Origin of the sequence: Malaciobacter pacificus (assembly GCF_004214795.1) — a bacterium.
GTDB classification, from domain to species: Bacteria; Campylobacterota; Campylobacteria; order Campylobacterales; family Arcobacteraceae; genus Malaciobacter_A; species Malaciobacter_A pacificus.
Genome location: NZ_CP035928.1, coordinates 2471951 through 2485155, shown reverse-complemented (window position 1 = coordinate 2485155; position 13205 = coordinate 2471951). Strand labels below are relative to the sequence as shown.

Below are 13205 nucleotides of genomic sequence, written 5' to 3'. Positions count from 1 at the left end.
AAGAGTTAATTATGAAAAAAGAAAAGATAATACTTATAGGTGGTGGTGGCCATGCCCATAGTGTGATTGATGTAATTGAGCAAGAAAACAAGTATGAAATAGTTGGTATCATAGATGTAAAAGAAAATATTGGGAAGAAAGTTTTAGGATATGAAGTGATAGCTTGTGATGATGACTTAGAAAGTATATATAAAACTTGTAAAAACGCAGTTATCACTATAGGTCATATTAAATCAAATACCTTAAGAAAAAAACTCTATGAAAAAGCTAAAGAGATAGGCTTTAATTTACCAGTTATTATCTCACCACTTGCTTATGTTTCAAAACACTCTTTAATAGAAGAATCAACAGTTATCATGCATCATGCTCTTATAAATGCCAATGCTAAAGTAGGTAAAAATTGTATTATAAATACAAAAGCATTAATTGAACATGATGTAATAGTAGAAGATAATTGCCATATTTCAACTGCTAGTGTTTTAAATGGAGCAGTTAAAGTTTTAGAAAATACTTTTTATGGAAGTAATAGTACATCAAAACAAGAAGCTACAATTAGAGGATTTATTAAAGCAGGAGAAGTTGTAATATGAGTAAAGTATTTGTAATAGCAGAAGCTGGAGTTAATCATAATGGCTCAATAGAACTTGCAAAAAAACTTATAGATGTAGCTGCCCAAGCAGGAGCAAATGCAGTAAAGTTTCAGACATTTAAAACTGAAAATTTAGTATCAAAAAATGCACAAAAAGCTGATTATCAAAAAGAGACTACAGATTCTACTGAATCCCAATTTGATATGATAAAAAAGCTTGAATTAGATGTTGATACACATAAAGAATTAATTTCTTACTGTAATGAAAAGAATATCATGTTTCTTTCAACTCCTTTTGATTTAGATAGTGTAGATTTACTAAGTGATTTAGGATTAGAGATTTTTAAGATTCCTAGTGGTGAGATTACAAATTTACCTTATCTTAGAAAAATAGGAAATTTAAATAAAAAGATTGTTTTATCAACAGGAATGGCTGATATTGGTGAAATTGAAGATGCTTTAGATGTATTAATAAATGCTGGAACTAAAAAAGAAAATATTACAGTTCTTCATGCAAATACTATGTATCCAACTCCAATGAGTGATGTAAATTTAAAAGCTATGGTAACTATTGGAAATACTTTTGATATAGCTTATGGCTATAGTGATCACACTTTAGGTATCGAAGTGCCAACAGCTGCCGTTGCACTAGGTGCAAGTTGTATTGAAAAACATTTTACACTAGATAAAACTATGGAAGGACCAGACCATAAAGCGTCACTTGAACCAAGTGAATTAATAGCTATGGTAGAAGCAATTAAAAATATCGAACTTGCTTTAGGTAATGTAATTAAAAAACCATCTTCTAGTGAAACTCCTAATATGAAAGTTGCTAGAAAATCAATAGTTGCTTCAAAAGATATAAAAGTGGGTGAAATTTTAAATACTGAAAATCTTGCAATAAAAAGACCAGGTGATGGGATAAGCCCAATGAGATGGGATGAAATTATTGGATCAGTTGCAAAAAAAGATTATTCTAAAGATGAGTTAATATAGTGAAAATTTGTGTTGCAACAGGTACTAGAGCAGAATATGGTTTATTATATTGGCTTTTAAAAGAGATTCAAAATGATGAAGATTTACAGTTACAGCTTGTTGTTACAGGAACTCATCTAGAAGAAGAGTTTGGTCTAACAGTTAAGGAAATAGAAAAAGAGTTTAAAATTGATTCTAAAATCAATCTTGAGTTAAAAGATGACTCTAAATTGGGAATTGCTAACTCTATGGCATTAGCTCAAATTGGATTTACACAAACTTTCTTAGATTTAAGTCCTGATTTAATAATACTTCTTGGAGATAGATATGAAATATTTGTAGCAGCTAGCAGTGCTTTAATTTGTAAAATTCCTATAGCTCATATTCATGGAGGAGAAGTGACTCAAGGTGCTTATGATGATGCTTTTAGACATAGCATTACTAAAATGAGCCATCTTCATTTTACTGCAACTGAGGAATATAAAAATAGAGTTATTCAATTAGGTGAAGAACCAGATAGAGTTTTTAATGTTGGTGGAATGGGAATTGAAAATATAAAAAGATTAAAACTTTTAAGTAAAGAAGAGTTTGAAAAATCTGTTGATTTTAAATTAAATAAGAAGAATTTACTTATTACTTTTCATCCTGAAACATTATCAAATCAAACTTCAAAAGAACAGTTTCAAGAGTTAATAGATGCAATTGATGAATTAGAAGAAACGAACATTATATTTACAAAAGCAAATAGTGATACTGATGGTAAAATTATAAATCAAATGATTGATAAATATGTGTTAACGAATTCAAACTCAATTGCTTTTACATCATTAGGACAACTTAGATATTTAAGTGCATTGCAATATGTAGATACTGTTGTTGGAAATAGTTCAAGTGGTTTACTTGAAGCCCCAAGTTTTAGAATAGCTACAATCAATATTGGAGATAGACAAAAAGGTAGACGAAAAGTAAGTAGCGTAATTGATTGTAAAGCTCAAAAAGAAGAAATATTAAAAGCAATTAATAATATTTATAGTGATAATTTTAGGAAGATAGTTAAAGATACTGAGAATCCATATGGGAATAATTTGCCAAGTAAAGAAATAATCAATATAATAAAGAAATTTAATTTTGATAATATCTTAATAAAGAACTTTCATGACATAAAGGAAATTCAATGAAAAATATAGCTGGGTTATTAGTTAATCAAAATAATACGATTAAAGAGGCATTGAAGATTATTGATACTGGTGCAATCAGAATTGCTTTAGTGGTTGATGAAGAACATCGACTTTTAGGGACTTTGTCTGATGGAGATATTAGAAGAGGTTTACTCAATGGTAAAACTTTAGATGACAGTATTGAAAGTTTATATTATAAAAATCCAACAACAGCACTTCATACTGAAAGTAAAGATAAAATTATTCAAAAAGCGATTATGAATCAAGTTTATCAAATTCCTTTAGTTGATGAAAATAATAAATTAGTTGATATTGTTAATTTAGCAACATTGCTAAATATTACAAAAAAAAGAAATAAAGTAATTCTGATGGCAGGAGGTTTAGGTACTAGACTTAGACCGTTAACAGATGATATTCCAAAACCTTTATTAAAAGTAGGGAATAAACCGATACTAGAAACAATTATAAGAAATTTTGCAGAACATGGGTTTGTAAATATTACTATAAGTTTAAATTACAAGGGTGATATGATTAAAGATTACTTTGGTGATGGAAGTGATTTTGGGGTTAATATTGATTATGTTGAAGAGAATAAAAGACTTGGAACAGCTGGAGCACTTAGTTTACTAAAAGAAAATCCACATGAGCCATTTTTTGTCATGAATGGAGACCTTTTAACTGATGTTAACTTCTCTCATCTTTTAGATTTTCACTCATTTGGAAATTCAACTGCAACAATGTGTGTTAGAGAGTATGAGTATCAAGTTCCATATGGAGTTATTCAAACGAAAGACAGTGATATTACATCTATTGTAGAAAAACCTATTCAGAAGTTTTTTGTAAATGCAGGTATTTATGTTTTATCTCCGAGTGTATTTAATGATATTCCTGAAAATGAATTTTTTGATATGCCTACACTTTTTAATATTTTAATCGAAAAACAAAAAAAGGTTTCATCATTTCCTATTCATGAATATTGGTTAGATATCGGAAGAATGAGTGATTTTGAACAAGCTCAAAGTGAATACTTTAGGATATTTAGTGAGAAATAAATTTTTAGCAATTATTCCTGCTCGAGGTGGGAGTAAAAGACTACCTAGAAAAAATGTTTTAGATTTAAGTGGCAAACCTTTGATTGTATGGAGTATTGAGGCTGGTTTAAAAAGTAAGTATATATCTGATGTTGTAGTAAGTAGTGATGATGAAGAGATATTAGAAATTGCAAAAGAATCAAATGCAAAAACTATAAAAAGACCACAAGAATTTGCAAGTGATACTGCAACTACTTTTGACACTTTAAAACACACAATTGAAAATATGAAAGAGTATGAATATGTAGTGTTACTTCAGCCTACAAGTCCACTTAGAAATGAAAAACATATAGATGAAGCAATTAAATTATTAGAAAAAAAGAATGCTGATGCTGTTATTAGTGTTTGTAAGATGGAACACTCTCCTTTATGGTCTAATACTTTAGATGATGATTTAAGTATGATTAGTTTTTTAAGTGATGAGGTTTTAAATAAAAGAAGTCAAGATTTACCCAATTATTTTAGATTAAATGGAGCTATTTATATTTGTAATACTTCAAAGTTTTTAGAAAATAAAGGCTTTTTTCTAAAAGAAAATATATTTGCTTATATTATGGAAAATGATGTTTCTATTGATATTGATGAAAAATTAGATTTTATTATCGCAAATGAATTAATGAAAAGTAAGGCTGATAATGACTGAAATTGAATTAGCTGAAATTCAAAATACTATGATGGCAATTTATAAAAAAAATATAAATTTTTTTATAAATTGTTATCCTTCACTTTATGAAAAAATCTTAAAACTTGAAGAACAAAATGTTTTTAAATATGAAATAGAATTTATAAATAATCACTTTGAATTAGTTGATTCAAATAGAAATCTAACATATAATTGTGATCCATATTTTGATGCAGAACATAGAGTTAATAATCTATCTAGTGAGAGTAACTTTTTATTAATAAAATTAGATTCAAAATATGAATTAAGAAAATCTTATGATGAAAGAATTGACCCGTATAAAATATTAAATAGATATATTGAAAAAATTGATGGAAAAAATATTCAGCCTAATGAAAAATTCATTTTCTTAGGTTCTATTTTAGGATTTCATATTAGTGAAATTGTAAACAAAACAGAGTTCAAAACATTCTTAATAGTTGAAGATAGTTTAGAAATATTTAGATTATCAATGTTTTTAAATGATTATGAAGAATTATCAAGAAATAAAAAACTCTTTTTTTGTATTAATGAAGAAAATAAATCATCTATTATAGATGATTTTCTGAATTATAAATTTGAGGATAATCACAAAATAAAATTTGAAGTTGCTTCAAAAAATGAAATTTATTTAGTAGAAGAATTATCAAATCTATTTTTACAAAAAAATGAATTAAATTACCCCTTTTCTGAGTATTTAATTAGTTATCTAAGGGGAATAAAATATCTTCAAAATGGATATAGACTTTTAAAATTAAATCAAAATCATAAAATATTAGAAAATCAAAATGTTCTATTTCTAGGTGGTGGACTATCATTAAAGGAAAATATTGATTTTATAGTTGAAAACCAAAATAAGTTTCTGATAGTTTGTGTAGCCGCAGTTCTTAAAATATTAGAACAGAATGAAATTATACCAGATATTATAATTAGTTCTGATAGTAGTGAAATCATAAAAGAACAATTCAACGTAGATGATAAATATTATAAAAATTCTATAGTTCTCTTATCTAATAAAACAGATGAAAAGGTAGTAGAGTTATTACCAAAAGAAAACATATTTTTATTTAATGATGCTTTAGAGATATTTGATAACACTGGAGTAAACACAGGTGTAAATGTAGGGAATATAGGGTATTCAATTCTTTTAAAACTTGGAGTGAAAAATATTTATTTATTAGGTTTTGATGCTTGTGTTGATGCAAAGAAAGGCAAAAGTCATTCAACAAATGATGATATTAAAGAATTTAAAAAGTTTGATATAATAAATGATGATAAGATTAATTCTGAAACACATTTAATAAAAGTAGCTGGTAATTTTAAAGAGTTTGTAAATACTACATCTCACTTTAAAGGAATGATTGAATGTTTTGATGAAATTAAAGATAATTATGTCATAGAAGCATTTAATCTTTCTAATGGAGCCTTTCTTCCTGGAATAAAACCACTTGAAGTAAAAAAATGTTTCTTAAATGAAGTTTTAAATAAAGAGTTGGCAAAAGAAGAGATTCATTTAACTTTATTAGATATTTCAAAAAATCATTTATCGGAATTAGAAAATAAAATAATTAATGATGACTTATCAGTTTTAGAAAAGTTTGAGAAATTAGAATTATCTAGTATATACAATAACTTTAATAGTTTGAAGAAAAATGAATCATCTCTTTTAATACAAATTTTGAATAAATATTTTAAGTTAGTTTTACCTTGGTATTACTATTTAAAAGAGTTTAATGAAAATAAAGCTAATGAATTATTTCAAAATGATTTTAAAAATATAATAAATTTTATAAAGGTAAAAAAATGAATGAAGAACAAGCACAGGAACAGCTTCAAAATGCTTTAGTTACAACTTTTTTAGCAAATCTAGCATTTTTTAGTGAGTATGACAATCCTTTATACAATCGTTTGGTAGGTTTATCTGAGAGTATAGAGAAAGGTGAGTATAAAGAGAGATATTTCTTAGAATTTATAAAAGAGTGTGGTGATTTTGATATTTTTGATTCAAGAACAGGTGAATATTTATATAAAAGAAAATCCAAAAGATTTAATAATTTAGCAGCAAATAGTATTAAGCTTGATAGCAAATCTGAATTTTTTACATTGAATAATTTTTATTTTAAAAAACATGCTTTAGAAAAGACTGATTATGATAATCTAAACTTAGACTCTTCTATTGATACGGTTAAGGTAGTTTTAAATGAGATACAAGAATTTACCAATATTTTAGAAGATAATTTATTAAATGTGGATAAGAAGAATTATAAGAAAATAAATAAATTTGTTTTTCTAGGTACTCTTTTAGGAAGACATATTTTATCAATTGTGAAAAAACATAATCCTAAACATTTTTTTGTATGTGAACATAATTTAGAAATATTTAGACTTTCACTTTTTGTATTTGATTATACTTTACTAGTAGAAAATGAAAGAACAGTTGTTTTCTCGATAATGGAAGATGATATAAGTTTTAATAATAGCTTTAAAAAGTTTTTTACTAATGAGTATAAATACAATGCAGCAATGAAATATTATGCTACAAATTATAATTCTGAAGATTATTTTGATAAGGTTTTTAATTCTATAATTGAGAATAGTCCAACAGGATTTAACTATATCATGAGTCTATTTAAACAAGCTAAAGATTCATTCCATAGAGTTAATAATTATAAAATATTAACTCTATTGAAAGAAAATAAATTAAAGTATTTTGATGATAAACAAGTTTTATTTTTAGGAGCAGGACCTTCTTTAGATGAAAATATAGATTGGATTAAAGATAATCAAAATGCTTTTTTTATAATTGCAATGGGAGCTTCTTATAAAAAACTGATTGATAATAATATAAAAATAGATTTAGTAACAAGTTTAGATGCTTCAAAAATAATATATGATAAACAATTTAGTGATAAAAAATATGTACAAAAACTTGGAGATATTCCATTAATTGCTGCAATTCATACTCACTTTAATGTATTAGAACAATTTGAAAAAGACAATACTTATCTTTATGCATTAGATTATCCTTTTTTCATAGATAATATTTCTCCTAAAGGATTTAGTATCGGGGAAGTAACTTGTGCTATATTACAATATTTAGGTGTTTCTAAGTTATATCTTTTAGGTATTGATTTTGCTTTAAATCAAGAAACAGGAGAAACCCACATCTCTGGCTCTTCAAGTACTAGCAGTAAATATGATTTAAACAACTTTAAATCATCTTTAGAAAAAAGTACTTTTGATTTAAATGCTGATATCATAAAAGTTAAAGGTAACTACAAAGAAGAAGTTTTAACTACAAGACAGTTTTATCAATCTGCTATGAGCTTAGGAAAGTATTTATCTAGTCAAACAAGTTTGGAAGTATATAACTTATCTAAAGGTGCAGCTTTTATTGAAGGAGTTAGTTTTTTAGAAAGAGATTTAGTACCCATAGATATAACTACTGAAATTTCTAAAGAAAACTTGAAAGAGTTTTTAGATGATACTTCAAGAATAAAAATGACAAAAGAAGAAGTTGAACTTATAAAAAGTGAACAATTTTATTTAGAAACATTTTTAGTTGAATTTGACAAGTTAAAGTATTTTGAGATTAATAATTTTGAACATTTTGAAAAGACTTATTTAAGCTTATCTGAAAAACTTTACTCTAATATTCCCTTTAATTCAAGCTTTATCAAAATAATATTTAGTAGGTATTATAGTACTATAGTACCTTATTTATATTATCATTTTAATGATAAATTTTTAAAAAATGAAAAAAATAAGATGAAGGAGATAAGAAAAGTTTTTGAAATACAATTAAGAAGGTTGATAGATTTTTATATAGAGTTTTTAAATACTATAGACAAAAAGTAGTGACTAGTGTCACTACTTAGAGATAAGATTATTGAAGTAATCTTAACACATTTTGTTGAGCAGCATTAGCTTGAGAAATAGCGTAAGAACCAGCTTGCGAGATGATGTTTTGTTTGTTGAAGTTTGCACTTTCAGCAGCGTAATCAACATCTCTAATTACAGACTCAGCTGCACTGATATTCGTAGAAGCAGTCATTAAGTTTCTAACAGCAGATTCAACTTGATTTTGAGTAGAACCTATTGTTGATCTATGACCATTTAATTTAGTAATAGCAGCATCAACTTTTGATTGTTGATTTGCAGCAGCTGATAAAGTTAAAGCATTTGCAGCTAAACCTTTTAATGTAGTCATTGCTAAACCAGTAGTATTAGCCGTAATAGACGCAGCACTAATAACATTACCAGATTTTTCACCTAATTGGAAAACGTGGTTAGAAGATGCAGCTGTACCGTTAGCAGCAGAAATTAATTGTCTACCATTATAGTTTGTTTGTTTTGCAATGTTATCTAACTGGTTTAAAAGTTTAGAAATATCTTGTCTAATAGCTTCTCTACCTTCAGTAGAAGTAGTATCTGTAGAAGCTTGAATTAATTTAGCTTTAACAGTGTCTAAAATATTAGATTGTTCTGCCATTGCTTTATCTGCAATTTGTAACATAGCAACTGCAGAGTTACCATTATCAACTGATTGATTTAAAGATGTAACTTGAGTTCTTAATTTATCAGCAATTGCTAAACCTGAAGCATCATCTGATGCTTTATTAATTCTTAAACCAGATGATAATTTCTCTAAAGAAGAAGTTATATTTTTATTTGTATTTACTGCAGATTCTTGTGCAGTTAAAGATGAAACGTTAGTCATGATTCTCATAATAAATCCTTTTTAATTATGACACATTGTAAAAAAGTTTTTACAGCCGGGAACCTTCTTGTAATTTTTAACAAGCATAGAGAATAAATCTCTTCGGAATCCATTAATCCCTATAAGTTATATTGAAATTATTACACACCAATTCTTAAAATTAGTTTAAATATTTTAAAGTTTAAAAAAAAGCTAGGATTTTATTCCTAGCTAAAAAAAGAGTTTATAATATTTATTGTAATAGTCTTAATACATTTTGAGAAACATTATTTGCTTGAGAAATAGCATAAGAACCAGCTTGAGAAATAATGTTTTGTTTGTTGAAGTTAGCACTTTCAGCAGCGTAATCAACATCTCTAATAACAGACTCAGCTGCACTAATATTCGTAGAAGCAGTCATTAAGTTTCTAACAGCAGATTCAACTTGGTTTTGAGTAGAACCCACAGTAGATCTATAACTATTTAATTTAGTAATAGCAGCATCAACTTTTGATTGTTGATTTGCAGCAGCTGATAAACTTAAAGCATTTGCAGCTAAACCTTTTAAGGTAGTCATTGCTAAACCAGTAGTATTAGCCGTAATAGACGCAGCACTAATAACATTACCAGATTTTTCACCTAATTGGAAAACGTGGTTAGAAGATGCAGCTGTACCGTTAGCAGCAGAAATTAATTGTCTACCATTATAGTTTGTTTGTTTTGCAATGTTATCTAACTGGTTTAAAAGTTTAGAAATATCTTGTCTAATAGCTTCTCTACCTTCAGTAGAAGTAGTATCTGTAGAAGCTTGAATTAATTTAGCTTTAACAGTGTCTAAAATATTAGATTGTTCTGCCATTGCTTTATCTGCAATTTGTAACATAGCAACTGCAGAGTTACCATTATCAACTGATTGATTTAAAGATGTAACTTGAGTTCTTAATTTATCAGCAATTGCTAAACCTGAAGCATCATCTGATGCTTTATTAATTCTTAAACCAGATGATAATTTCTCTAAAGAAGAAGTTATATTTTTATTTGTATTTACTGCAGATTCTTGAGCTACCATTGAAGAAACATTTGTATTGATTTTCATGACTTACCTTTACATAAAAGTATTTGTTATATTTTATCTAAATAATGTTAGATAATTCTTAATATTCACTTATAGTAGATTATCTTTTTTCTAATACAACTCCAGATTCTATATGATTTGTGTAAGAAAATTGATCAAATAGTGCAAACCTTACTATTTTGTGAGTCTTTGTAAGCTCTTGCAAATCTCTGTGAAGAGTTTCAGGGTTACATGAGATATAAATTATTTTATTGAAATCTTTTCCTAAATCTCTAGTTATATCATCAAGTCCTGCTCTTGGAGGATCCATAAATATTGTGTCAAAGTCGTAGCTTTTTAAATCAACATCTTTTAATCTTCTAAAATCTCTTTTAAATTCTAAAGCTTCAGTGAACTCTTCGGCACTCATTCTAATAAACTCAATATTATCTATTTCATTTAGGCTACAGTTTCTAAGAGCTGATTTAATAGAAGTTTTTGAAATCTCAGTTGCTAGAACTTTATTGAATTTTGTACTAAGAGGAATAGTGAAATTCCCTCCACCACAATATAACTCACAAAGGTCACTTGAACTCTCACTAGTATTTTCTAAAACCCATTCAATCATTTTGATATTTACTTTTGTATTTGGTTGAGTAAATCCACCTTCTTCATAGGCAAATTTATAATTTCTTCCATCAATTTCTAGTTCTTCATTGATATAATCAACACTCAAAATCTCTTTTTGTTTTCTACTTCTACCAATGATTTTGATATTTAATTCTTTTTCTAGTTCTTTTGCTTTTTCAATCCACGTTGAGTCAAGTTTTCTATGATAAATCATAGTTACTAATAAATCATCTATCGTAGAGCCTAAAAACTCTATGGAAAATATTTTAAAAGAAAGAGTTTGGTCATTTTGGATTTTGTCTAATAGTTTTGGCATAACATCAGATATATGTGAGCTAACTATTTTACACTCATTAATTTCAACAACATTTTTGTCATATCCATTCATTGCATATGAAAGTGTTAGATTGTCTTCATTATCAAAGTTTTTCCAGATTCTAAATTCTGCTCTATTTCTAAAATGCTCTTCTTCACTTTTTATTATGTCAAATTCCATAGTTGTTAAATCAGAAAATCTCTCTTTTTCTCTTTTAATTTTGTGATTTAACTGCTCTTCATAATTCATATCATGTAGAACGCAAGAAGCACATTTCCCAAAATATTTACAATCCATACTCAACCTTTAATATAATTCTTCATTTTTTAATGTGGAATTATATTCAATTAACTATAATACGCTTATGAAAGAAAATTGGCAACAACAACTACAAACACTACTTAATTGTGATTTAAAATCCTTATACCCTCTTGCTAGAGGAATGAATAGACAGCTAGAATTTTATGTAGGACCTACAAATTCAGGTAAAACATATAATGCTATGCAAAAATTAAAAGAGGCTAATAGTGGATTATATTTAGCTCCCCTTAGATTACTAGCTTTAGAAGGTTATGAAGATTTAAAAGCATCTAATATTGAAGCAACTTTAATCACTGGAGAAGAGCAAATATTTGATGAAGATGCTGCACATGTGTGTTCAACTATTGAAATGTTAGATTTTGATTTAGATGTCGATGTGGCAGTTATTGATGAAGTTCAAATGCTAGATGACCCAGATAGAGGTTGGGCTTGGGTTAATGCAATTATTGGATGTCCTGCTAAAAAGATTATTATGACAGGAAGTGTAAATGCCCTTGAAGCGGTTAAAAAAATAGCCGATTATTTAGAAGAAGATTTAAAAGTTGTAAAACATAAAAGAAAAAATGAATTAAAAGTTATGGCTAAACATATTGCTTTAAATGATTTAGAACCAGGTACTGCTTTAATAGCTTTTTCAAGAAGTGATGTTTTAAAATTAAAGCAAAAACTTCAAAAAAAATACTCAATTTCTGTAATTTATGGAAATTTATCACCTGAAGTAAGGCGTGATGAAGCTAGAAGATTTAGAGAAAAACAAAGTGATATTTTAATTGCTACTGATGCAATTGCTATGGGTTTAAATCTTCCTATTAAAACTATATTATTTACAACTGATACAAAGTTTGATGGAGTTAGTAGAAGAAAAATTACAGTAAATGAAATAGTTCAAATAGCAGGTCGTGCTGGAAGATATGGGCACTTTGAAGCAGGGTTTTTAGGGGCAACACGAAGGGATGTTTTAAGACATATTATTCAAGAGTATGAAACGCCAATTAAAACAATTAAACCACCATTTAAAGTTAAGATAAATGCAGATCAATTAGTAAATTTAGCAAATCACATAAAAACAGACTCTTTAACAAAAGTACTAAAGTTTTTTGCAGATAATATGTATTTTAGTGGACCATTTAGAGCTGCTAATATATCTTCTATGATTGAAGCTGCTAAAATAGTAGATCAAAGAAAAAACTTGAAACTAGAAGAAAAGTATTTACTTGCTCAAGCTCCAATTACTACAAAATCAACTATCATACTTCAAGCATATCAATCTTATATTGCAAGTGTGATTAAGAAAAAAGTTTGTCACTATAAACCTTCAATTACACTGCCAAATAAAAAAGATATTACTCAAAAAGATTTACTTTTAGTTGAAGATGAAGTTAAAAAGATTTCACTTTATTTATGGATTTCTTATAAACTTCCAGAACTCTTCCCTGATCATGATAAGGCTTATATTCTAAGAAATAGTTTTAACTCTTTTATTGAACAATCATTAAAAAGTAATTTAGTCCAAGATATTGATTTCAAAACAAATTTTAGACGAAAAAAAGAGTTTGATGATTATAAAAGAAGACCACGAAGAAACTCACGGTCAGGCAATAGAAATGGTTCAAGAAATGAAAGAAATGATAGAAGAAGAAAATAATTTAATTAAAAATTAGTTAAAATAATTATCTTTAACACTTATTACA

11 protein-coding genes are annotated in these 13205 nt (G+C 27.1%); 8 read left to right on the top strand and 3 right to left on the bottom strand.

Annotated features, from left to right (window positions below; translation table 11 throughout):
- Window positions 1-11: 11 nt before the first annotated feature.
- The 7 genes from APAC_RS12335 to APAC_RS12305 are packed head-to-tail and all read left to right on the top strand — an operon-like array spanning window position 12 to window position 8352.
- A complete protein-coding gene (locus APAC_RS12335; protein ID WP_130234395.1) occupies window positions 12-590 on the top strand; it encodes a PglD-related sugar-binding protein in 579 nt (192 codons plus the stop codon).
- Window positions 587-1585 carry an N-acetylneuraminate synthase gene (neuB, locus tag APAC_RS12330; RefSeq protein WP_130234394.1) on the top strand — a complete coding sequence of 333 codons (999 nt, stop codon included), beginning with the start codon at window positions 587-589 and terminating at the stop codon, window positions 1583-1585. Before APAC_RS12335 ends, neuB begins: the two co-directional genes overlap by 4 nt.
- Complete coding sequence (neuC, locus tag APAC_RS12325; RefSeq protein WP_130234393.1) at window positions 1582-2742, top strand: UDP-N-acetylglucosamine 2-epimerase; 1161 nt, start codon at window positions 1582-1584, stop codon at window positions 2740-2742. The genes neuB and neuC overlap by 4 nt, the downstream gene beginning before the upstream one ends.
- Entirely contained in the window at window positions 2739-3794 is a 1056-nt protein-coding gene (locus APAC_RS12320) for a nucleotidyltransferase family protein (protein WP_130234392.1), read from the top strand. The genes neuC and APAC_RS12320 overlap by 4 nt, the downstream gene beginning before the upstream one ends.
- Window positions 3784-4476, top strand: a complete 693-nt coding sequence (locus tag APAC_RS12315) for an acylneuraminate cytidylyltransferase family protein (protein ID WP_130234391.1) — start codon at window positions 3784-3786, stop codon at window positions 4474-4476. Before APAC_RS12320 ends, APAC_RS12315 begins: the two co-directional genes overlap by 11 nt.
- Window positions 4469-6301, top strand: a complete 1833-nt coding sequence (locus APAC_RS12310; protein ID WP_130234390.1) for a 6-hydroxymethylpterin diphosphokinase MptE-like protein — start codon at window positions 4469-4471, stop codon at window positions 6299-6301. Before APAC_RS12315 ends, APAC_RS12310 begins: the two co-directional genes overlap by 8 nt.
- Entirely contained in the window at window positions 6298-8352 is a 2055-nt protein-coding gene (locus APAC_RS12305; RefSeq protein WP_130234389.1) for a motility associated factor glycosyltransferase family protein, read from the top strand. Before APAC_RS12310 ends, APAC_RS12305 begins: the two co-directional genes overlap by 4 nt.
- Window positions 8353-8380: 28 nt before the next feature.
- Here APAC_RS12305 and APAC_RS12300 read toward each other — a convergent pair whose 3' ends face one another.
- The 3 genes from APAC_RS12300 to trmA all read right to left on the bottom strand — a co-directional run bounded on the left by APAC_RS12300 (window position 8381) and on the right by trmA (window position 11490).
- Window positions 8381-9223 (bottom strand): flagellin N-terminal helical domain-containing protein, encoded by an 843-nt coding sequence (locus APAC_RS12300; protein WP_130234388.1) that lies wholly within the window; start codon window positions 9221-9223, stop codon window positions 8381-8383.
- A 223-nt stretch (window positions 9224-9446) separates the two neighbouring features.
- A complete protein-coding gene (locus APAC_RS12295; RefSeq protein ID WP_130234387.1) occupies window positions 9447-10289 on the bottom strand; it encodes a flagellin in 843 nt (280 codons plus the stop codon).
- Between the two features lie 79 nt (window positions 10290-10368).
- Window positions 10369-11490, bottom strand: a complete 1122-nt coding sequence (gene trmA, locus APAC_RS12290) for a tRNA (uridine(54)-C5)-methyltransferase TrmA (RefSeq protein ID WP_130234386.1) — start codon at window positions 11488-11490, stop codon at window positions 10369-10371.
- 67 nt (window positions 11491-11557) lie between these two features.
- Here trmA and APAC_RS12285 point away from each other — a divergent pair, with 67 nt between their 5' ends.
- Complete coding sequence (locus APAC_RS12285) at window positions 11558-13159, top strand: helicase-related protein (RefSeq protein ID WP_130234385.1); 1602 nt, start codon at window positions 11558-11560, stop codon at window positions 13157-13159.
- Window positions 13160-13205: the final 46 nt, after the last annotated feature.